General features: G+C 44.1%; 15 protein-coding genes and 3 pseudogenes. 4 read left to right on the forward strand and 14 right to left on the reverse strand.

The window, feature by feature from the left end; genetic code table 11:
* Nucleotides 1–3 precede the first annotated feature (3 nt).
* From ACIFQN_RS25740 to ACIFQN_RS25760, 5 genes are all read right to left on the reverse strand, one after another.
* The gene (locus tag ACIFQN_RS25740; protein ID WP_429835886.1) at nucleotides 4–3,108 is read right to left on the reverse strand and encodes an ATP-binding protein; all 3,105 of its coding nucleotides are present in this window, start codon (nucleotides 3,106–3,108) and stop codon (nucleotides 4–6) included.
* 79 nt (nucleotides 3,109–3,187) lie between these two features.
* Nucleotides 3,188–6,391: a chromosome segregation protein SMC gene (locus ACIFQN_RS25745; protein ID WP_429835887.1), complete on the reverse strand. Its 3,204-nt coding sequence runs from the start codon at nucleotides 6,389–6,391 to the stop codon at nucleotides 3,188–3,190.
* The gene (locus tag ACIFQN_RS25750; protein WP_429835906.1) at nucleotides 6,388–7,017 is read right to left on the reverse strand and encodes a hypothetical protein; all 630 of its coding nucleotides are present in this window, start codon (nucleotides 7,015–7,017) and stop codon (nucleotides 6,388–6,390) included. Before ACIFQN_RS25750 ends, ACIFQN_RS25745 begins: the two co-directional genes overlap by 4 nt.
* 25 nt (nucleotides 7,018–7,042) lie before the next feature.
* Complete coding sequence (locus tag ACIFQN_RS25755) at nucleotides 7,043–8,449, reverse strand: hypothetical protein (RefSeq protein WP_429835889.1); 1,407 nt, start codon at nucleotides 8,447–8,449, stop codon at nucleotides 7,043–7,045.
* Nucleotides 8,425–9,753, reverse strand: coding sequence for a DUF2399 domain-containing protein (locus tag ACIFQN_RS25760; RefSeq protein ID WP_429835890.1), 1,329 nt, complete (start codon nucleotides 9,751–9,753; stop codon nucleotides 8,425–8,427). The genes ACIFQN_RS25755 and ACIFQN_RS25760 overlap by 25 nt, the downstream gene beginning before the upstream one ends.
* 511 nt (nucleotides 9,754–10,264) lie before the next feature.
* Between ACIFQN_RS25760 and ACIFQN_RS25765 the strand changes: the two genes are divergently transcribed.
* From ACIFQN_RS25765 to ACIFQN_RS25780, 4 genes are all read left to right on the forward strand, one after another.
* Nucleotides 10,265–11,413, forward strand: coding sequence for a stalk domain-containing protein (locus ACIFQN_RS25765; RefSeq protein WP_429835891.1), 1,149 nt, complete (start codon nucleotides 10,265–10,267; stop codon nucleotides 11,411–11,413).
* A 439-nt stretch (nucleotides 11,414–11,852) separates the two neighbouring features.
* Nucleotides 11,853–13,013, forward strand: coding sequence for a threonine synthase (gene thrC, locus ACIFQN_RS25770; RefSeq protein ID WP_429835892.1), 1,161 nt, complete (start codon nucleotides 11,853–11,855; stop codon nucleotides 13,011–13,013).
* Nucleotides 13,014–13,032: 19 nt separating this feature from the next.
* Nucleotides 13,033–13,662 (forward strand): GntR family transcriptional regulator, encoded by a 630-nt coding sequence (locus tag ACIFQN_RS25775; RefSeq protein WP_429835894.1) that lies wholly within the window; start codon nucleotides 13,033–13,035, stop codon nucleotides 13,660–13,662.
* 69 nt (nucleotides 13,663–13,731) lie between these two features.
* A complete protein-coding gene (locus ACIFQN_RS25780; protein ID WP_429835895.1) occupies nucleotides 13,732–14,187 on the forward strand; it encodes a hypothetical protein in 456 nt (151 codons plus the stop codon).
* A 36-nt stretch (nucleotides 14,188–14,223) separates the two neighbouring features.
* Here the strand turns inward: ACIFQN_RS25780 and ACIFQN_RS25785 are convergent, their stop codons facing one another.
* The 9 genes and pseudogenes from ACIFQN_RS25785 to ACIFQN_RS25825 form a co-directional block, all read right to left on the reverse strand.
* Nucleotides 14,224–14,433 carry an ATP-binding protein gene (locus ACIFQN_RS25785; RefSeq protein ID WP_429835896.1) on the reverse strand — a complete coding sequence of 70 codons (210 nt, stop codon included), beginning with the start codon at nucleotides 14,431–14,433 and terminating at the stop codon, nucleotides 14,224–14,226.
* 115 nt (nucleotides 14,434–14,548) lie between these two features.
* Complete coding sequence (locus ACIFQN_RS25790; protein ID WP_429835907.1) at nucleotides 14,549–15,460, reverse strand: RNA-guided endonuclease InsQ/TnpB family protein; 912 nt, start codon at nucleotides 15,458–15,460, stop codon at nucleotides 14,549–14,551.
* Nucleotides 15,461–15,464: 4 nt separating this feature from the next.
* The gene (gene tnpA, locus ACIFQN_RS25795; protein WP_429835897.1) at nucleotides 15,465–15,863 is read right to left on the reverse strand and encodes an IS200/IS605 family transposase; all 399 of its coding nucleotides are present in this window, start codon (nucleotides 15,861–15,863) and stop codon (nucleotides 15,465–15,467) included.
* Between the two features lie 153 nt (nucleotides 15,864–16,016).
* Nucleotides 16,017–16,577 (reverse strand): annotated as a pseudogene (locus ACIFQN_RS25800) (response regulator transcription factor).
* A gap of 141 nt (nucleotides 16,578–16,718) precedes the next feature.
* Nucleotides 16,719–19,487 (reverse strand): DEAD/DEAH box helicase, encoded by a 2,769-nt coding sequence (locus tag ACIFQN_RS25805; protein ID WP_429835898.1) that lies wholly within the window; start codon nucleotides 19,485–19,487, stop codon nucleotides 16,719–16,721.
* 350 nt (nucleotides 19,488–19,837) lie between these two features.
* The gene (locus ACIFQN_RS25810) at nucleotides 19,838–20,713 is read right to left on the reverse strand and encodes a radical SAM/SPASM domain-containing protein (RefSeq protein ID WP_429835900.1); all 876 of its coding nucleotides are present in this window, start codon (nucleotides 20,711–20,713) and stop codon (nucleotides 19,838–19,840) included.
* 199 nt (nucleotides 20,714–20,912) lie between these two features.
* Nucleotides 20,913–21,347, reverse strand: a complete 435-nt coding sequence (locus tag ACIFQN_RS25815; RefSeq protein WP_429835901.1) for a HEAT repeat domain-containing protein — start codon at nucleotides 21,345–21,347, stop codon at nucleotides 20,913–20,915.
* 166 nt (nucleotides 21,348–21,513) lie between these two features.
* Nucleotides 21,514–22,759: pseudogene (locus tag ACIFQN_RS25820) on the reverse strand (amidohydrolase).
* 107 nt (nucleotides 22,760–22,866) lie between these two features.
* Nucleotides 22,867–23,283: pseudogene (locus tag ACIFQN_RS25825) on the reverse strand (amino acid permease); the annotation flags it as partial.
* Nucleotides 23,284–23,405 lie beyond the last annotated feature (122 nt).

Genomic DNA, 23,405 nt, shown 5'->3' on the forward strand with positions numbered 1-23,405 from the left:
TATTTATGTTCGATCAGGTATGACAAATGACACTGTTGTTCCTTCACCTGGCTTGCTGTGGATAGACAAGCCCTTCCCATACATTTGCGTCAGTCTCCGATTCGTGTTGGAAAGCCCGATCCCGCCTTTTTCCTTCATCGGCAGATCCAGGATTTTCCGCACAATCATCTCCTCCATCCCGTTGCCGTCATCTCTTACCTCAAACAGAGTAGCGTGATCTTGCCGAACGATGCGGATCTGCAGGGTCCCCCCTTCTCTACGATGCATGAGGCCATGTTTGATCGCATTTTCGACCAACGGCTGAATGGTAAGAGGCGGGATGAGAAGCTCGATGCCTGGATCAACCTCCCATACGATGGATAGCCTCTCCCCAAATCGCTCCTTTTCAATGTAAAGATACGCTTGGACAAGCTCCAGTTCGTGAGAGAGTGGTACCTGTTCTTCCGTATTCAAAAAGTCAAAGCTGATATGCAAAAATGAGGTAAACGCATCACCGAGTTTACGCATCTTCTCCGTATCGATGTCACTGAGCGCCATAAGCGAGCTGAGTGTGTTGAATAAGAAATGCGGGTGGATTTGCGCCTGCAAATAGGCTGCTTCCATGCGCAGTCGTTCATCGACCGTTTGCTTTAACGTGGTCAATGACCATACACGGTATTTCAGCTCCATCCCGTCGACCGGTTTGCAGACATAGTCATTCGCTCCTGACAAATACCCGGTATAAATGTCTTCTGACTGGCTGCGCGCAGTGAGGAGCAGGATAGGCAGCTCCGAAATGGAGAAATGCTCCCGAACCTTTTTCGTCAGCTCGTAGCCGGACATATGCGGCATCATGACATCAATAATGAGCAAGTCCCATTGCTGTGTAAAAAGCAATTCGAGAGCTTCCCTGGCTGACGTGCACGTCCTGATTTGGTAATGGGACGAGGAGAGCATTCGGTCCAGCACCCTCAGATTCACCGGATCGTCATCAATCGCCAATATCTTTGCTTTCTTTTCCACAAATGAATGCGCCGCAGCTTCCAGGGTCGACCATGCATTGGGGGAATCGTTCTCCTGCTCATCATGGCTGCCTGCTACTGGTAGATCCGTTGATGTGACCAACGGTAGCCGGAAGCTAAATACGGAGCCCTTGCCCGGTTCAGACTGGACTGTTAGTTCTCCATCATGCAACTCAACCAGCTGCGTACAAATAGCAAGCCCAAGACCAATACCTCCGCCGTCGTTCATTCTTTGGGCTCCCTGCTCATAAGGCAACAATATTCGCGCCTTGGTTTCCTCATCCATCCCGATTCCCGTGTCAGACGCATGGATCGCCATTTGTCCTTCCATTATCTCGGCTGAAACGATCACTGATCCTATCTCGGTGAATTTCAAGGCATTGTGTATTAAATTGAATAAAACCTGCACCAAGCGCTTTTCGTCCGCCAAAATGGGCGGGATTGATTCTGGAATGTCCATCTGCAGTTGGACAGGCTTGCCCTCAATCATATGGGTGAGCATGCTGATAGTCCCCGAAACAACCGCTTGAATGCGTACAGGCTTTTTCTGCAAGACAATATGCTTATCCTGCAAACGTACGACGTCTAGCAAATCGTCTAGCAGATACGACATTCTGCGACTGACGGTGATCAGCAGCTCCATATCTTGCTTGCTGCGACTTTCCATCACATGCTTCTCGTTGGTGACGACGGTCTGCGCGATATTCATGATGCCATGCAATGGCGTTCTCAGTTCATGAGATGTATGAGCGAGAAACTGGTCCTTGAGCTTGTCGGACTTTTTCAGCTGCTCCGTGAGCTTTGCATTTTCCTCTGAATTGCGGAAGTATCGCTTAAACCAAAAAGCAGAAAAGCTGACAAGAGCTGCAAACAGATCGAGAGGATAATAGACGTACTTCATTTCTACTAGTTGATATTTCATTAGTAAGCCCCAGATTACATTGGAAAAAATACTCGTCGCAGCAATGAGTAAAAACACAGCATCATTCTGATTTTGAACAACCATTCTACCAATCATAAAAACAAAGAGCAGCAACGGGAAGAAATAAAATAAGACGACTAGATAAGCTGCCGTTGAATAATGCACCCACTCAGCCGATGCCAGTACGATGAATACCGAGTAAAGGCAGAGAAAGAAAAAATACGTCCGGAATCCTTTAGAAATTTTATCAGAGCTCTGACCGGAAAGTTTTCGTACCATCAAAATCAAAAACAAGGGCTGCCACATGTAGGCAAGCAGTTCCATCTTAAGCGCCCATGTATAAGAGATTGGCATCCAAAGTAATAGCAGGTTGTCATAATCCGTTACGGTCTTCATGCCCACGCAAAAAAGCACCAGAAAAAATACCAGAAACTCTTTTTGCCGGGGGTTGAATAGATACAAGATGACCGCATACAAACCATGCAGCAAAAGGATAAGGAATGTTGCAAGCTGGAAGCCAATTGAATACCAACGTGCAGTGTCTATGGCTGCCTGCGATCCAAAGTATATGGATCTGACGATGCCCCCTTCTACTGGATTATGAAAGTTAGCGCTGCGGACAAGCACTTCCATTACCTCGGCATTGCCTGCATTGTAGGAAACCGTATAGGTTTCCTCCTCCGGTTTGTACGCATCCGCTGTAGCTGCAGGTACCCCGAGCGAACCTAAGATCTCTCCATTAACCTCTACGATGGAAGATGCCTCTATTTGCTGCATCCAGAATGTATATGGCTGTTTTAACGGATGATCAACCAAGATCCTCAGTCGGTATGTGCCGTAGCCAAACGATGATGGAGAGCCTTCCGCAAAACCGTTTCTCCAATCGCCAGGCACCTGAACATATCGTCGCAGCAAGCTATCTGGATGCTTCAAGTCTTCATGCTTGACGAATGCCTCAGGAAAAAACTCCCATTGGCCGTCCAGAGGAATGGACGGTGATTTCTCGAAGTCCCATCCGCGCAGGTCAAGTATGCCTTGAGCTGCGTATGGATGCGGCGGGTTCGCATTGGCCGTAAACCAAAGCCATCGGAGGCCAAAGAGAAAAGTAAGAAATAATAGGATGATTACAACATGCTTCAAGAGTGAAGCGATATTTCTCGTGTTTTGGGTTCGTGGCCTTATCATAATAAGCTTCTTTTCGACACGATTCAGATTCTCCCTGCGAATACTAGACAAAAACGAATACAGCTAACATAAACTGACCTCAATCTACTTTTACAATCCCGATTACTTTACTTTTCGGTACAGTCGGATCATGCTGAACCACAAATGCCTTTGAGAACCGATTCAGATACGTTTCTTCATGCGACTTGGGAGTTAAAATAATCAGTTTTCTTCTTAATTCTTGTACATACAGATCAAATACTTTCGATTTTCGGTTTTCGTCAAGAGCACTATCAAATTCGTCGAGAACAATAAATCCTGGTGTCGTTTGAAGATTCTGCAACAGTGCCAGGGCAAAGAGGAGCGAGCTGAGCGATTCTTCACCACCAGATACACCTTTCCCAACTTTACCGCCACGCGCTTTTATACTTACATCTTCCAGTGATCCGCGGTGGCCCTCTTTTCGCGCTTTAATATACAGTTTAAAATGGATCCGCTTACGTTGATCTTCAAGGGACTCCCAACTAATGTCCCCTTCAAATTGAAAATGACTCATATAAGTCTTAAAGCGTTGTTGCAGTTCAAGAACGCGCATATTGATTGTCGTCTCCATTTTATCTCTTAATTGATCTGCGCGTTCCTTATCTTGTTCAAGCAACAAATTTGTCCTTTTGAATTCATCGTCCAGGCGTTCACATTCATATTTTGCCGTCTCATAATTTTCCGGTGCAGCCGGGTCAATTCCGTCCTCCATCCTGGCCTGATTGAATTTCACCTGCCCGCTTTCACGATCTCTTTTCAATTGGGAAATGGAAGCCGTTTTTTCCAGAGCGGCATTGGCAAAGACTTCGGAATAAAGATCAGGGATCATATGCTGCAATACGTTCAATTCTTGAATGGTCTGAACCAGCTCTTCTTTTGTGCTATCGAGTCGGTTCAAGCTGCTTTCTATTTGGTTTTTCCTCATGCGAAGATCATCTTCCAAATGATCCAACTCATCGGACAACTTTCTTATGTCCCGTTCAATCTGGTTGATCTTTCGGTCGAGCTGATCCCGTTCTTTCTCCAACCGAATGCATGTATTCTTTTGTTCTCTAACCAAATCCTTCTGTATCACCACTTGCTTTTGCAGTGCGTTCAGTTCCTCATACTTGTCTTTCATTTTACCGAGTTCCTCGTAAAAAGCTTCCTCTTCACGCAATCCTTTTTCCAGTGCCACTTGCTCCATTTGGAGACGAACGAAACGAATCCTATCTGATTCGAGCCGACCCATGTCTTGCTTGATTCTTTCTTCGTTTTCAAGTTCTTCAGTCAATTTCCTTTTCCGTTGAATACGCTCATGTTCATTCGTCATGAATGCTTCCGCTTCCCTGATCTGATGAATAATGCTATTCAACTCCTGAAAGGTTTTTGTATCTTCCTGAATTTGCTTCTCATACAGGGAAATCTTCTGGGAGAACTCCTCGATCTGCTCTAGCACTTCTTGCTTACGAGCTCGCAGTGCCTTTACGCTCAAAATATACTTGTCCTTTTCTTGTGGACCTCGAATCCCGATCGGATCGATTAACAAACCATTTTGAATGAAGAATACGTCATCTCGGAAAAATTGCTCCACCCACCAAAGCGCTTTGATTGCATGGGGAATCTCGTCTTCTTTCAATCCTTCCTTCACCCTAATATGAAGGTTTGGTAAGTGGGTGATGGACCGGTCTGGAACCACTTTCATCAGAGGGACATGATACAAATCGTTTGGCGGATTCGTATGTGTTCCGTTGAAAAACATCGTATATTTGATCGTTTGAAAAATCTGCTCATCTTTTAATCTGGCGGTCTCGTCCATTTCAATAAGCTCGCGAAGAGGATACGCTTTTATTTGTTGCGAACGAAACCATTTGATCGATTCAATTTGACGAGTCGACAAGTCACGTTCCTCTTCAAGTAACACTAGCTCTTCCCTTAGCCCTTGCAAATTCCTGGCATCGCTTCTTCTTCGATCTTTCTTTTCTTCAATTCCTTTTTCCAAAGTCGCAATCTTTTCTTGCACAGCGTGGCTACTTTTATATTGTCGGAGTCTTTCAAGATGATCTGCTTCCAAATCGTCATCACGCGCTATTTTCTCTTTGATTCCGGCTATTTGAGCCACTTTTTCTTGCCAGGCCGTTCTGCGTTCAGCCAGTAAAGATCGTGTGTGATGATGCTGCTCATCTGTTTGCTGTTGTTCCTTCAAGAGTTTGTTCAGTTGTGCTTTAACCTCGTCTTCCGTTCTAGTAATTTGGCCTTTTCGTAATGTAATCGATTCTAATTCTTTCTCAAGCTGTTCGATTCTTGTGTTGATTTCCTGAAGATACAATACAGCTTCATCCATATTTTTTTGAGTGGCTTCAATCAGGGCATTCTGTATTTCCAACTCACTCTTTTCAGTTTCTAAACCTTCCCTCGCTTTTTCCTTTTCCTCCTTTTTTATTGCTTTCGAGTCATATACTTCGTCAAGCTCCTCTTCCAACTGCTGAATAATAGCCTGGGTGCTCTCTTTCTCCTTGTTTAAAAGCTTTTCTAACCTGAGCAAAGATTCAATATACATCTTTGCCCCTTCACGCAGCCGTTTTTGATTATCTAGAAAACGGTCGAGTGCAGACTTTTTTATAGATAGCTCTGCTTTCATTAATTTCACATTCAATTCAGATGCTCGTAGGGTTTCTTCTGTTTCCTTCATTTTTTCCATGCTTTCTTCCCAGTCTCGCTGGACTTTGTCTATCCCGTGTATTTCACTAAAAATGCGAAAGCGCTCCTCAGGATGCATCACCGCAAATTGATTGACCTCCTGTTGATACCAAATTAAATAAAACAAATCCGGGTCTATTTTGTATTTATACTGCAAATCTTTTTTGTATGCTGAAAAATTGAAATAGCGATCACCTGATGTGTACGTAACTGTCTCTTCCCATTTATCGATTTCTTCACCCTTTGAAATGGAAAACTCCTTCTTTAAAGGTTGACCGGGATCTTGACTCATGAATAACGTAAATTCAATAAATGAAGGAGCATCAATTTTCATCCATCCATCATTCTTAAATAGAAAGGAAATTCTTGCTCTCCATGTTTGATCGATTGGTAAATTGCGTGACTTCAAGCCCTCGACATCTACTTTAGAGGAATACAAGACAGCCCCCATGCAAAATGTAATGGTCGATTTTCCCGCACCATTTGGTCCAGTAATCAACACATGTTGATCAGAACCAGATAAGTCCACCAAAGTAGGAGAATAGTCGCGTACCCCTGAAAAAGTAAGCCTCCATGGAATCATTCATTTTCTCCTTTCTGGTACAGATTGTAGCGCCTGAAAAATTTTAATACTTCTTCTTTGTTTAACTGATGGGATTGACTGAACTCGACGGTACGTCGTAAAAAAGAATCAGAGAACATATGAACGCCAATTGCAGTAAGCTGGTATGCTTTTTCTTGCGAGTTTGTCTCATATTCCTCAATGGCACCTATTTTTTTCAGCGGATCGATGTTCAATAAAATACGTTGGTTTGCTCTCGTTGTTTCGTTCCCAAATGCGTTCAGTAGTTGATCAAAAAGGGTAAACTCATGCTGCAGTACTTCTTGCTGGTAAAACATATATAAGAGGATTGCTAGGCTTTCTTTTGTCAAAGTATTTCGAGCTGCTCGTGCCGATACTCTCATTAACGCAACTACTTGATCGCGCCGTTCATCGTAAATCACTCTGAAATAGCGGCTTACCGCTTGATTGACGCGAGTAATAAATGAGGTGAACTTTTCATCATCGCCCTGGATTTGAAGCTGCTTTTCTACTTCTTTTCTGGAGAGACCAAAGTTCCCTGATCGGATAGAGGCAGATGAGGAGAAGAGAATATTCATGAATGCTACCTCTTCAACCTCCGTTAAGATGCCTTTTAATGAATGCATGACATTTAACGGATTGGCATTAATCTCATTCCTTGTCTCGTTTTCGAATGATATAGGCTCGGTCTTCACGATTCATCCACTCCCATTTTCTCTCATACTCAGGTAATTCTTTTTGTCCCGACTTGTGCATGGTTATTTTTTTATTACCAACCAGAGCGGAGATGGCAGTAAGCGCATTAACTGCGTCACTCCACTCGGAAGTTGTCGCTTCAATGACAACTTGTTCAATCGACGCTTCCTCATGCTTGTCTAAAAATGATTCAATCTGTTGCGTTTCAATCATCGCTTTCGTCAACAGCCAGGTTGATTGACCCAATAAATCTTCCATTTGATCGATAGAGATTTCTTCTGATACAAAAACAAAATCTTCGTCCATTTTGTCTATCTGTTCAGCCAACGGTTCGTACATTTCCAAATACTGCACGGCCTCATCTATGGCCACAGCAGAAAGGGGTGCAGCAAATTTAATCGGAATCCATAACCCATCAACCGCTTCATCCTCATATTGATCCTGTTCCAAAAAACTTAGCAACTGATATACGTTAGGGACATCAGAATCAAGAGCCGGGTTAAACATCTGAATAATAAACTCTCGCACTTTTTCAGGCTGAATCGTTGAAGTTAAAGGGGTTTTTTGCATATGGGTAAACTTCAAATACTTATTAATCATGCCGAGACTTAAATTGGTTCCTTCCGCCAGAACCGCAGTTCCTTTTTGCATTAAATTAGCGAGGATCAAGCTGTCTTCCAACGTTTGAAATTGACGAAGCCGCTCTTGCAATTTCACATCAAGCTCTTCCATTAAATGATGAATCAGCTCTAGTTGCGGCAGAGCATTACGGTCTGCCAGCATTTCCAACTCGCGCTCTTTCATCAATTGAATCGCATTTTCAACATTACGGATCATGCTGGCTATTTTATTTCCACCGGAGATCCCATGGTCATCATAGGCTTCACTCAATTCTGCGTCACGTTTTGCCTGAAAAAGAGAGCGACCAATGTCATCATGCATGTAATAGGCAAGAGAATCGTTTGCCAGCCGAATCAATGCATCCATCATTCGTTTTCCGACATCTCTCATCTTTAACTGACGTGACTGTTTGGAAATCCAATTGTATTTGACAAGAACATTAACGGTTTGCTCAACGCTCTTTTTGGAAGGTGGATCAGGGTCTTTGTAACGGTTTCGGTACCGATAATATACGGTCTCGGCATTTTCAATCGGATCATCAAGGCCAAGCGCTTCTTCATTAAACAATTGGATCAAACGTAAAAAGCGTAGAATTTGATCTGGAGATTGAAAAGCATTTTGTGAACCTAAATCACTTAATACACCCGTTAAATATGCAATATCCCGCATCGACTGCAAAATCTCGGAAGCTGATTCATCCGTTTGAAAAATGGATATTAATGGGCGATCCACGTTTTCCAATCGTTCACACCTCCCAGGACTTGTTCTTGTTCCACTTTTTGATGCTTCAAGAGTGCCAGCATATATTGCTCATACTGTTGCCAGTTCGAAATGACTTCGTATTTATGGGTAATCCACTTGATAAAGAGGCTGCCAAATTGTGAAATAGCTGTATACAATTCCTTGGAGATTTGCAAACCATCAGGATCATAGTCACTCCATATGATGACTTGGTCAACCGAACCGCTTTTTAATAGTTGCTGGATGCACCTGCGATGCGAAGTCCTCAGATGTCCATCGACACATAAAACTAGAGAATTTGTCTCCTTTAAAAAGCCTTTTTCAGCCGCTATTCTCGTCAATATCGCCCGATTTTCAACCAGCCACAATGTCGTAGCTTTTGTGGAGTATTCCTCTTCATCAATCGCCAAATCAGTCAAAGCGTGTACTGGCCCAAAATGATAGGTCGAAAACCTCCCGACAATCTGTCCCGAAAAATAGAGTGGCGTAATCCTTCCTAAACTCGTGAGACCAAGAGAATCCACCGGACATTGTGCCCAGTCTTCCAATTGGGAAATGAACTCCTCTTTGTACAAATCGAATTCCTTTGATCCCCCGATCTCCTGATAATAACTAGCCCCAATTTCTTTCCAGTCAAAATTTGTCTTATAAAAGGCTAACTGTAAAAAAGCTACTACAAAATGAAGAAACTTCAGCCGTTTTTCCACCGACCACCTGTCCGGAAAAAGGGGTGAGACTTCAATTCCCTCATGCTCCTGATCGAAACTTTGATTTATGAGAATTACTAATGTTTGCACGCCTTTTTTATTATTGCAAAAAACTTCCTGTTCCAGATTGTATTCAAGCGATGCCGCACTCTCATTCCATTTTTGAATCTCCTGATGAATAGCATGCTTCTTTTTCTGAATCTGGTTTTCCATGAAACAGTGAAATCGATACCCCATTCGATAATTCATGGATTCAACCGTCTTTTCATCCTTCTTAAAGCGGATTTCTTTCATGATCCACCCATTCTCAAGCCAACGCAGTGTGATTGGATCGGTGTCATCTAGCTGTACTTTTTTTCTAGGCGTTAAATTTTTCTTTTTTAATTCCTCATCAGGGCTTTCTTCCATTTGGTCAGGATGATACGCAGCTATTGTCAGCATCCCCACAATCCGATATGTTCTGTTTGTTTGTTTGATGATATTTACATCCATAAATGGAGAGTCGGGAGTAGAACATATATTTAGATCAAGCTGCTCAGAGCTTTTGAGAATATTCTTATTAAGATACGCTATAAATAAAGGATCTAATATATCCATAGAGTTCCTCTTTTTCATCGTTTTATCTATTATACTAGCAAAATGTTTTGGTCATTGTTGAATGTAAATAGTAGAAGATCCTAGCTCTTCCGAATCGAAAACAAAAATGGCTGAAATACCTTTTGAAATAAGGTCTTCAGCCATTATTATTAAGCTAAAAAATCCTCCCTACACAAACTGCCTGCTGTCGTTATTGCGCCCAAACCGATAGATTGCAATCAGCGCGCGGCAATATGGATAGCGGACAAGGGCATTTGGATTTCACTCCCCAATTTTTGTTGGAATTGTCGCCTTAACAGACCTTTTTTGTGCAAACGATTCCTTTTGCAAAAAAGCGCCAATTCCACCAATCTTCCCCCGCATTCAGCAAATTGTGCGCAACAAATCGTCCGGAGCTCACGTTAATATAAGAATATGGAAGCTTTGAAAAAAATGATAGAAAACTTTTACGGACAAGGCTACACTACGCCTACGAATGTGGTTACTTTGGTTTGCTATGAGGAGGAGAGAAATGCGAAAGATAGTTTCAGGGTTGCTCGTTGGAGCGATTGTTTCTTCAGCCACGGTAGTATCAGCTGCACCACCAATTACACTTGTGATGAACGGTCAAGGGGGAAAACCAGATGCCTCTTCGCAAATCATAAACGGGAGGGCATTCGTTCCCGTACGTGCAGTGGCAGAGGATTTGGGGGCTGCAGTGAAGTGGGATGCTGCCCAACGGACTGTTTATGTGTTCACAGGAGAACAGAAAGAGGACGTTTCATTAGAAAAGAGCAAGAATGAATCATCAGCTTCTCCGTTGAGACTCGTAATCAACGGGAAAGAAGCAAAATCCGAGGTCCCACCCCAAATGATAAATGGCAGAGCATGGGTACCTGCTCGGGAGTTGGCTGAAGGATTAGGGAGTGGAGTTCACTGGAATGCATCCCAAAGATCGATATGGATTACAAACAAGATCGTCAATCCTTCGGCAAAGGACTTCAACGGGCAAGCCATGATTACGTTCTCTTATGATGACGGATTGGATACATTTTATGATTTTGCCTTGCCGTTGCACGAAAAATACGGAGTTCCGGCAACCACCAATATCATTGCCGGAAGGATTAAAGACGGTGCTCGGACGATGTATCTCGATGCCGATCAAATGAAAGATATGTACGATCGTGGGGTCGAAATCGGTTCTCACAGTTATTCTCATGAGAAGGGGTTAACGACTCTCTCGGATGAAGATTTGGACTTTGAATTGAGAGAAAGTAAAGCGGTGTTGGAGCAAATTGTTCCAAAAGTTCAAACGATCGGTATCCCGTTTTCAATGTATGACGAACGAGTAAAAACTGCAGTGAAAAAATACTATCAAGCAGCGAGAAATTTTGAACACCTGCAGAACGACATTCCACCTGCAGACAAACTATGGATGCATTCCGCAATTGCCGTAACCAATGAGATGACTTTCGATCAGATTAAACTGCGAATTGATGAGGCTGTAAAAAACAAGCAATGGTGCATCATTATGCTGCACGGTATCGACCCGGATAACAGAGACCTGTATGAAATAAAACCAGCGTTGCTGGAGAAGGTGCTAGCATATGTTGCGAGTTTGGGTAGAGATAAAATTTTGCCGGTCAATACGATTGATGGAGTGTCACTTGCCGTGAAGTAGATGGGATGTACCAGTTTATGCCAAAAATCCGGAAGACTGGACCCCCAGTTCACCAACTCAAAATTGCCAGGGGGAGGGATCGAGGTGCCACCCCAGCATCTTCGTCAGCTCCGGGTAATGTCAGAGAGATCGCGTGGGACAGCGGGTATCTTTATATTTGCATTGCAATGAACAAATGGAAAAGAGCAAAGCTAACATCGTGGTAGACGGCTAAAAACAGGGAGCAACAGCCTTTGAGCTATCGCTTCCTTTAGTTGAATTGGCTGCCACGTATGTTGGCAGCTCTAAATAGTCTGTAAAATCATTCCGTATATCTTCAAGTGGATTCTCTTAGGAGTCGTCTAGCCATAGCGATATCAGGAAAATTAATTGACTGAATTGTCAGCATCGTATACAATTCTAACGTGTAAAGGATAATTTCAAAGGTGAGGTGATATTCATGTTCACGATCAGTCTCACATGCTTGCAGTGCGGTACTACACACCCCATGACCCCCACCGCTTACATTTGTCCGGCTTGCGAGCATGGTACCACTGGAATGGATACAGGCATTCTCGATGTACAGTATGATTACTCCGCTTTACAGGACGCTCTTCTACGGGGCCAAGAAATAAATAGCTCACGATCTGACGTATTTCGGTACCTGCCCCTTTTACCGGTAGAGAAACCTGCTAATGTTCCCCACGCAGGCGGTACTCCGCTGCTGAGTGCGCCGCGATTGGCCTCTCGTCTCGGTCTCAAAGCCCTTTACATAAAGGATGAAACCCGAAACCCCACTCGTTGTTTAAAGGACCGCGCCACCGTGATTGCCATGACGATGGCACTAGAGAACGGCGTCAAGGATTTTTACTGCGCATCCGCTGGCAACGCTGCGATATCCCTTGCTAGTTTTTGCGGGCACCAGGGATTGGAGTGTCACGTATTTGTGCCTCGAGAGGCGTCCCAAACCAGGCTCAATTGGCTTCGCCGTTTCGGCGCAGATATACGGGTGTCCACGGGAAACTACGATCAAGCGTTTGATGAAGCAGAAATGGCCGGAGCAAAGCATGGATGGTACAGTCGGAATTGTGCTTACAATCCGTTTCTGGTCGAAGGTAAGAAAACCGTTGCGTTTGAAATCGGCGAGCAGCTCGGGTGGCATGTGCCGGATTTGGTCGTTTCTCCGGTCGGTGACGGATGTACGCTGGGTGCAATCGGAAAAGGCTTTCGAGAACTGTCGCTCATGGGTTTGACAGAGCGGCTGCCTAGACTTCTCGGGGTTCAAGCCGAAGCCATCCAGCCTTTGGTTCGCCGCTATCATGGACAGAGCACCACCAGCGATGAAGGAACCACAGATGCTGCTTCCATGGCCGTCCGCCGCCCGCGCAATGCACTGCGATTGTTGAGAGAACTTCGTGCAAGTGAAGGGGCAATGCTTGCCGTTTCCGATCAGCAAATCGCGTCCGCACAAAAGCTGTTGGCTGAAGAAGCTGGGGTCATTGCCGAATTCACTAGCTCAGCGACACTTGCGGGCTTGATACAACATGCAGAAGCAGAGTCTGTAGCTGACAAAACGGCGATTTTGGTCATCACTGGCGGAAGACTTGACTCTGATTTTTAAGGAGACGTGATTGGGAATAATGAGTCCAAAACGACCGTTGCGAGAAGACGTGCGAAAACAGATTTTGGAGCGGCTGCTCAAGGGGGATTTCGCGCCCGGAACCCGGATTAATGAGTCGGCACTGTCAGCAGAATTGGGTGTTAGCCGGACACCACTGCGTGAGGCTCTACTGGATTTGACCAAGGAAGGCTTCTTGCGATCAGACCTCGCCAGGGGCTTCACAGTGAGGCCATTGACTGCACGTGAGATACAGGAAATGTACCCGATCCTGTGGACTTTGGAGTGCCTGGCGCTGCGAATGGGTGAAGACATTCCCGATCTACATGAGCTGAAGCATCTAAACAATCAGCTTCTTCAAGTAAAAGACGAACCCGCGTCTGCATTGGAAGTAGATTCTCATTGGCACGACCTCTTGATAGCAGGCTGTCTAAACCAGCGTTTGCATGAAATGATTGGTGACGCCAAAAAAATGATTCGCCGCTATGAGTATACATTCATGTGGGACGAGGATCTCATCAGCCGATCATACCTGCAGCACCAGAAAATCATTTCTGCTTTGAATCAAAATGACATCGAGCTAGCCAGCCAGCTCCTCGAGACACACTGGCGTACAGGTATGACGTCCTTGCTTGAACAAATCACGATTTAGGTGGGCCTGGCGACTTTCATAGCTTACCATTCTAAAAGGTCAAAAATAAAATTTTGCGAGGTAATATTCTTGAAAAAAATAGTTTGGCTTGCTTGTTTTCTCTGTACCTTTTCCTTTTTCATCAGCGGCTGTAACACGGCTACTCCTTCAGCCACCCAGCAAAAAAACGAAATCAAGGTTGATAAAAATTATTTACTAGCCTTGCATACAGCCAACAACTTTTTGATTGCATGGCTGAACAGAGATGATGCGAAAGGTGCAGCATTACTTACGAATAACGCCAAAAAATCAGTTAGCCCAGAAGATATCAAAATGTTTTTTTCGGGGTTATCCAATCCGCATCATCAAGGCTTCGAAATCATTGGACATGAGAATGCAGATGAAAATACGGTCAAGTTTCATGTTTGGTTATACGAGTATTATTCAGGCGATACACCGGAGCCAGCGGAACGTCCTGAGCCTTACACCATTGATGTCGTAAAAGTGGATGAGGATACATGGCTAGTCAATCATTTGCCTAAATAACAGGTGGAGCCTGTCATGCGTGATGAGCAAACTCTCTCAAGCTTCTTCGTCATTTGCAAAGGTCAGTTTCACTGTTGTACCTTTCCCGATTTCTGATGAGAAGCTCAGCTCTGCCTCATGATTAGCGGCAATCTGCTGGCAAAGCGTTAAGCCCAATCCCGCTCCGCTACCAGAGCGACTGCGGGAAGGATCCACTCGATAGAATGCCTCTTTGAGACTCCCACCCCTTAAGGGGCAAGCTGACACCTGCGTATCAGTATGGATTCTTGGGTGGTAGTCGGAAGTGCATTTCTGCTATCCGTAGTTCCCCCAAGTTCAGGGCTGTCTCATCAGCCCATCCTAAGACAGTGCCTATAGCATCTTAGGCCGACAGACTGTTACCATCTGCCACAGGTTGATGCATGATATTGATGGCTCCAACCCGATCACGATGAGCATGGAATCCGCATGAACATTCGTACCTTCTATCTCTCGCCTTATTCTTGTCTCCGCATGCAGGGCATGTTTGAGAAGTGTAGGCAGGATCGACCTCCACAACTTGTATGCCAGCAAGATTTGCTTTGTAGGAGATAAACTGCTGAAGCTGATAGAAAGTCCAACGATGCAGATTGTTAGCGTTTTTACGGCTTGTTCTTGCCGTTTTGCGAATATTCTCCAGTTGCTCAATTTTGACAATGGATACCCCTTCTATGTACTTGTTTTGTCTGCCGTTTCTAAAGAATCGGGTTTTGCCTGTAGAAGTCACAGCTACAGCAGGAACCTTCAGTCCGAGATCAATTCCCATGACGTTTTCACTGTTTGATTCACTTGTGGGTACTTCTAACGAAATTTGAGCGTACCATTTCCCGGATTTCTCAATCACTCTCATTAGTCCCAATTTTGCTTTCCCTAACAGCTCCCTATCCCGATTCGTCATTGTTACGTGAAACGCTGTTTTCTTCGTCTTTCCATCCACAACGGTAGGAAAAGCAACCGTATTTTCAGATAGGGAATAGTTTTGATTGTTTACGAAGTATACGGGTTTTTTAAAAATCGGTCGAACGCCAAGCTTCTTGCTTTTACGAAAAATGCTCTTGGCGTCACGAATGGCTTGATTGCAAACGGCAGATGGCAGAATGGTTTCTACATGTTTTGTAGTCGTCTCCGGAAATGAACCAAGTAGTTCCGCCTGTTCGGTTAACTGATTGACGATCCGAATATACTCTTTCCCCAATTGATGGAGAACGTGGGGCTGATCAGGAAATATGCGAATCGTAACCGTTAAGGATTGAATGTGTTCACCCCCTTTTCTTCTGTTCTTCCACAAATCGCTTTACTGTTTCGCTTGATACGTTTTCTGCTGTACTTACAAAATAAGATCGTGTCCACAGACTAGACAAATGAGCAAGATGCCCAAACTCTTGCCTTAACCTTCGAGAGGTAGCTCCTTTCACTTTTGCCATTACGTCTGAAGGAGAATCAGTGGGAAGACAGTTCAGGAATAGATGAACATGGTCTGGCATGACTTCCATGGCTACGATAAGCCAGTCATTCTCTTGGCATATTTCTTCAAGCAGTTCCTTGAACCGGACTTCCACCTGATTCACGAATACTTTTCTTCGATAACGAGGGCAGAAAACAAAATGATAGTGAATGAGAGATACGGTAGTAGCTGAACGTCTATATTCTTGTCCCATAACATTATCGTATCAGTATAAAAAACAAACTGCAACGTTTTGTTTGTGATCACAAAAGCAGTATAGAAGGACAAAATTATAGAACCATCATCAAGTTATTAGGAGGTTATAAAATATTCTGGCTGTCCTTCGCGTAGGTGGCTGATTTCAGCTCTATACCTTCAAACGATACCCCATTTTATAGACCGTTTTAATTCTAGATTCCATATGCAGCTTATTCTTAGCTTTTGAACATGAACATCCACTGTCCTGGTATCCCCTACATAGTCAAAGCCCCAAGCAAGCTCTAGCAGCTTTTCCCGGGACAGTCTGCCCTCAAAATCAATTCTTACCCCATCCAATTCAAAATCTTTGCTTTCCTTTTTCGTACGTCGGAGCACCGCATCCACTCGTGCCAGCAATTCCAGCATCTCAAAAGGTTTGGCCAAATAATCATCTGCGCCAAGGGTCAAGCCCTTCACCATGTCCGATAAACTGCTTCAAAGCCGTCAAGAAAATAGTAGGTGTCCCTCGTATCTGCTGAAAAACCTCATACCCGTCAATCTCCGGAAGCATGATGTCCAGCACTACGAGATCTACTTCATGCTGTGACAGCTCATGAATGGCTTTTCTTCCATTAAAAACAGAAATACATGTATGTCCCACCGACTGTAGATTTCTTTTGATTAACTCATTGATCGGGATTTCATCCTCCACAATTAAGATGGTTGCCACAAGGATCACCTCACGTTTAGCATAGCACGGAGTTGTAATAGAGTTGTAAACGTAGAGACCTTCTTGCAAAATTGTCATTACCACTATCATAAATACGAAAGCCCCGTCATCATAGGATGGTAGGGCTATTCGGGCAGATACCTATAGAGGATTCTCCACAATGCTTGTCTTCAGCAATCCGCTGGCACTACTCGGCGCGTCTTTCAGACATTGAAGATCTCCGAATACAAAAAAGTGATCTTTCGCTCTCGACACCGCAACATTCATCAGACTCTTGTTCGCATCCATAAAAAAACACCCTTCCTGTTTTCCATACACAGTAGATAGAAGGATTAAATTTCGTTCCGCCCCTTGAAATGTATGGACCGTACCTACACTTATCTTCGAACGCAAATGAGGGGCACACTTCCTGATTTCCGCTTGGATGCAACTGACCTGTGCCTTAAACGGAGTAATGATCCCAATTAGATTTTTCTCTGCTTCCTTGGGATATGCAGCCTGAATGTGTACGAAATGGTCATTCAACCAATCAGCTATCTGCTTTGCCTCCCTTTGATTATATCTGCTCGTTCCTTGCTTGCTTGAATTCTCAGAGTCAATCTGCCGATATCCCATTTGAGGCCAGTGTTTTAGGGCACGCCCTTCATGTTCCTTTCCTTTTCCTCGCTTAGGCTGCAAATTCCCTTTGTAGACTAACTTATTACAATAGTCAATAATTTCGTTATAACACCGACGATGCTCTGAGAGGAACAACCCCCTCTCTTCGTATTTTTGGTAACGGCAACTTTTAGCGGCAACCTTCATCACGCTAGATCCGTAACTTGTTAATCCGCAAAACTCTAACTGCTCATATTCGTGCAAGTCTTTGATCGTCCCGCTGGAAAGCGCCAGTGCTTTATCCAACGCCCGATTTACGCTCCAGACAGGCTCTATCTGATAGACATCTCCGACGATGATCGCCTTTTTAGCGAGTGAAAATGTCCCTGCCGCGATTTCGGGAGATACCTGACCCGCTTCATCCACAATAAGCAAATCAATGTAGTTGTATAGAAAAAATTTACTTTGATCGCCAAATGCCAAGAACTGTTTAGGAAGCATGTAGAAAGTCATAACCAAGCAAGGTGTAATCATAGCAAGCCTATTATAGAACTTATCTAAAACATTCTTGTAAGAGGTACCAATTTGCTTCTCGGTCAACCTATCTTCCCCACTTGCCCACCTACATTCAAAATAGTGGACTGCAAACCAGAATTCTACATAACGGACCTTTTTATCTAACCATTCATTCATCTTTTCGCTTGTAATGTCATATTTGTTAGCTTCATCACCATTTAATACAACACCGTGATCTCTTAATAACTCTAATTCTTTATCGTAGCGTCCGATCCATTGCTTTACAGCTACCTGAATCTTCTTGAGTTCAGCAAGTTTCCGATGACAATCAGCGTAGCGAAAGCTATAAGCTTCTTCTATCTCTCTTAACTTCATGGTTTCTTTTAAGAAAGTCCACTCTTCTTCGTTCATAAACAACCTGAATGTTGTTTGAACTCGTTTCGTGCACCATCTTAAAAAAAATGGAATTTTCTTATAGCAAGCGTGCCACTCCTTCAATCTAATCGGAATGCTTTGAACCGACTCTTGAAGCTGTTTAATCTCTACCTCCAGCAAGTTGAGGTAACTATCAATACGTGACCCATTACATTCGAATTGATCCACCTCGCCCCCCAAAACAAGCAGGGCTTGTTTTCTCTCTTCGAAAAACAATAATTCCTCATGCAGCTTTTCCTGACAGTCGCTTAGCTCCACGTATGCAGTCCCAAAATACGTATTACAATTTTTCAATAGTTTGGCAATCGACTTCTCTAGGTTTTCCTTCGCTTCAACGTTCGCAACAAAATGGTCTCCTCTAGCATTCGTGAATTGGTATCCGCTAATTCGAGCTTCCTTCTCTTTTTGTCCAGAAGGAAAATAAGTAGCAAAACTATTTACCCCTTCGATCCATCGTTCCTCCAGATTGGAAATTCCAACTTTATTAATGTTTCCGAATGAAGCGATTATGTTCGTAACGGCTTGATTATTCGTCGAGGTCGCCACGACAAGTGGCGCTTTTTCTTTCTTTAACGCCCTTTTGACATACAAATCAGCAACGATAGATTGCAAAAGAGTCGTTTTCCCCGTACCCGGTGGCCCATTTACAGCTAAGATTTCACCGTCTTCAATGTGGTTAAAATGATTGACAGCCTCTCTTTGCGAAGGAGACAAAGGGAACTCTCCTCCCATCTGTCCCGTATGCAGTAGCATATTTGACAAGGTATTCTCGATTACCGAACATAGCTCAGCGGGCTTTCTAGAGATGAAACGTTCGTATAGAGGTTTAGGTTGCTTACCTTTTAGCAAATAATTGTACAGATTCATAATATGAAATGTAGAGTATACGGTGCTATCGATAAAGAGATACGCATTATTCTCCAACTCAAGCGGTAAATTCTCGCTTTCGTAGGTTGGAATCTCATTTTGGTCAAATTTAGCTTTGGTAACATACTCATAATACTCTTTGCAGAATTCAACATAATCGGACCATGTTTTGAGTTGTTCGATTCGGTCTACATGGTTACTGATAAATTGGTCAACGTCGTCCACATAGCCAACAGACAACTTGGGCTCCACCATGGGTTGAAGGTATTCTCTTGGGAACCAAGGAATTTTCTTGTCACCGTTATCGTACGCAAGTTTTCCACCTTGATAAAGAATCGCCGGAATGAAGTACACTCCTGTCAATTCATCAACTTCATCCTTGGTCTTCTCGTATGCTTCAAAGACGGTCTTTATTGTTTTGGCGCAAATTAGGACATTCAGAGTGTTCTTTTGAAACTTTTTCTCCTCGTCCGATAGTTTCTTGTTTGCTTCCAAGAAAATTTTTGCACTTACACCTGCATCAATCTGTCCGTTGATGAATTCGACCCGATCAAAGATGTAAAATGGATCTGTCTTAAAATCGACCGCTGTATGTGTTTGCGCTGCGACTGCGCTCCTGAAATATCGTGTTATTTCTTCGTCTGTTCCCCTCATATCGCTCTCCTAATCTTTCACAATGTCATGGTCAATAAAAAAAGAAGGCCAAGAAACTGCCTTCCCTTAAAAACCTATCATAATACAATTATTTCTTTTTTTTCAATCTACTTTCTGCTTTCTCCATATTGCCCGTAACTCTGTATTTCACGATTTTGCTTATAAGGCAGCGGTTTATCAAGGGGAAATTGCTACACTCCAAACCGTTGGCGATACCCACATCTTCTACATAATTCCTCGACAGCTTCCCTGCGGGAAAATCCTTCTACTAAATGATTTGCCCGCTCGCCATCCACGATGTCCGAAAAGGATGTCTGATGAATATTGCCTAGATTGATGACGCCCTCTCCATCCAGACAGCATGGTACAACTGTTCCGTCTACGAGAATGGCCGCCTGACTGCGCAGTGCATGGCAAAAGCCCCTGCCCTCATCCTCTGGTGCTGTCATACTCGGCCACTGGAATTCATGATCCTGGTTTAAATAGACGCGGCTCGCGATTTTCACCCCGCTGCCAGGCACTACCTTTTCTTCGATCTTGTAGTCCAGGCCAAATTCTTTTTCTATAACTTCCAGTGTCTGGCGGTTTCTACTCTTGTGAATGTTCGTTGCGTTGTCTTGTGTCAAATTCCACAGACGGAATGAAAAGATGACATGATGCTCCTCGGCTTCCCGGACGAATGAAAGAATTTCCCGCAAATATCCTTCGCGGTTGGTGGAACCCTCATGACCGTCAAAGCTGTGGAGCGAAAAATTCATCTGTCTCAGCGCAGGCTTTCCAAGCAGCTTATGCCGATTTTTTGCGATCAGCGTTCCGTTTGTCGTGATATTGACCTTAAACCCTTTCTCGTGGCTAATATCCAGCAGCTCATCGATTTTGGGATGGAGAAGCGGCTCTCCTTTGACGTGCAAATAAATATAATTGGTGTGCGGTTTGATCTCATCCAGTCTTTTCGAAAAGTCATCCACCTTAATAAAATTTGCCTTGCGTTCCGTTGGCGGGCAAAAGGTACAGGCGAGGTTGCAGATGCTCGTAATTTCTATATAAACTTTTTTAAATGTTTTCAAGATTTTGTCCCCATTCTAGTTATCTATCGTTGAATGATATTTTCTTGATCATACCCCACATAGTAACATAGGAGGGCTATTAGAGGTAACGGTGCATTCTGGTTCCGGATTCAATATATACGCAAAAAAAGAGGGGATTCCCCCTCTTCTTACGCCAATGCACCTCAATTATAGTTCTCACCGTTCCAAATTAGCAGTGCTATAACGAGGCCCATGTGTTTTCAAGCCACTGATCAAAGTCAGTCCCTTTTTCACCCTCGTACGTATCATATATATCCGTTCTCATCTTATGTAACTTCTCTTTGAACTCTTCAAACGTATGGCCTTCTGGTAAACTCTTCTTTATTCTTACTAAGACTTTAGATGCTCCTTTTATTAAGTCGCCTTTTTTCTGTGGCGGTAATTGGACATCTTCGCCAAATCCCTTGAGCTTACGGAAAGCAGCTTCTTGAACTTTGTACACGGCGTCGCTGATCATCATACGTTTTAATACATCGATTGTTTGTTTGTGTTTCCACTGCCCTAACTCTTCAACAGCATCAAAACGTTCTCTCCAATTAGACGTTCGATTGGCAGATTTTTTTAATTCCTCATAATTTGGGGGTAACTCATTTTTCACTTCATGATTAATCAAAAAATATCAATCTCCTTCTGTCTTTTTCATTCTATTGTTGCACTACTTTTTCACCAATAAACCCGTACTTTCCACATGCCCCGCATGCGGGAAGATTCCTCTTTAACGTTGCAATCTATTATCGTCCGTTCAAATCCTGATTTTACTTTAACACCAAGCCATTGATTCATACAATCAAATTTTCCCCTAAACGATTGCTCCGCCTCCGAAAGCTCCCCTTAAACATCGTCGCTTGGCACTTCACTCTTCTGGCTACCGCTTCTGCTGAGCAGCTCGCCTGGACAAATGCGGCATTCGCTTCGTCGCCAACCATCGGCCATACTCTCTCCCCTGTTTCACTCAGCGGCGTTTTTCCCCCTGTAATAAAACCAATTGCCCGGGCCAACGATCGCTCATCAATCCATCCGAAGCGCTCTGCCATCAGGCTTGCCTTGAACAGCACATCTCCTGTGCCAAACGGATCCCAGTGATCGGTAATGCTGTCATTGGCCAAGGACACAGGCACCCCCCTCTCATGCAACATAGGAATGGGGATCGTCGGAATGTCGATTGGGACGGTAGAAGCGATGGAGATGCCGGCCTGCCCCAATCTATCCGCCGTTTCTGCTGCGACTGGCAGAGGAACATCCCCCAAACCAAAGGCATGTCCGATGGCAACCCTGCCCTCCCATCCGGCATCTTCCGTAAGGGCAGCAAGCCGCTTCATCGTATATGTCCCCAAATGCCCCGGCTCGTGCAAGTGCAGATCCACATCGACATTTGCTTCTACCGCAAGCTCCATCATGGCATGCAGCGAGGCCTCCATATTTTCATCTACCGTCGCGGGATCGACGCCACCGACAGCCGTTGCGCCGTTTCGAAGAGCTTCCCTGACTAAACCAACCGATTGGCTGCGCAAAAGTCCGTGCTGCGGGAAGGCAACAAGCTCATAGGAGAGTTGATCCTGATAAGCTTCCAACGCACGCAAAACCGCCTCCAGGTTCTTTAGACCACTAATGGGATCCACATTGCACTGGGCGCGTATTTGGGTTACCCCGTTTTGCACAAGAAGCTCTAGAATTTTTTTTCGCCCGTTCCTCTCTCACAGGGAGCAACTGTGGGATGAGCTCCTCTTCCTCTTTGATGCGGTCAAAAATACTGACAAATGGGGTGCACGCTTTCCAGGGGCCGCCGTAGTAGGTTTTATCTAAATGAATGTGCATGTCTCGAAATCCGGGCAGCATCAGCATTCGATTCGCATCCCGCTGTGGCAATTCGTCGATGATCGTTTCATCACTCGAAATGATTTTACTGATTTTTCCGTCTTCGATATATATGTGGAATACGTCCGTAAGCGTTCCAGCTACCACGCCATCTTTATATCGATATCCACTTTCGAGTAAGACATTCGTTAACCAATAAGAGGCTGTCATCCGTTTCCCTACTTTCCCTATGATTTACTTGATGGCGGCATCGGGCGGAAGCTTTCTGAAAAAGTTCGTGCCAAGCGCAAGATACGTAAATCCGATGGCAAGTCATATCAGACCCGTGGCCTTTGCATATGGATCCAAATTAAACAAGAAAAACAAGTGATCGAGGCACCGATGGCCGGAATAACCAGATAACGAAGAAAGTCTACGCCTGTACGCTTTTTCTGTTTTATGAAGTAGTAGAAAATAACAGAAATATTCACTAATGTACACGCAGACAATGCACCAAAGTTCACGAGAGAAATAGCTGTCGTCACATCAAGAAAGAGTGCACTTAAGCTGACCGCGCCAATGAATACAATACTGTTTGTCGGAGTTGCCGTTTTGGGGTGAATGTATCCGAAAAATCTCTTCGGGATGATGCCCTCGCGTCCCATTTTCCACAGCATTCGTGAGCAGGCCGTTTGTCCCGCTAATGGTCCTGCGATTGCACCTATCAGAGTAAAAAATGGGTAGATTACGGCTAAGACCCCATGCCCATCAAGCTAAGAACCTTCATTTTGGAATCTAGTGATGGAATCTCTTATTTTCAAGAGTCGTTAATTTGTTTTCTTAAAAATAAACATGCCAAATAAGCCTTAACCAGGCT

This window comes from Brevibacillus sp. NRS-1366 (assembly GCF_050467985.1).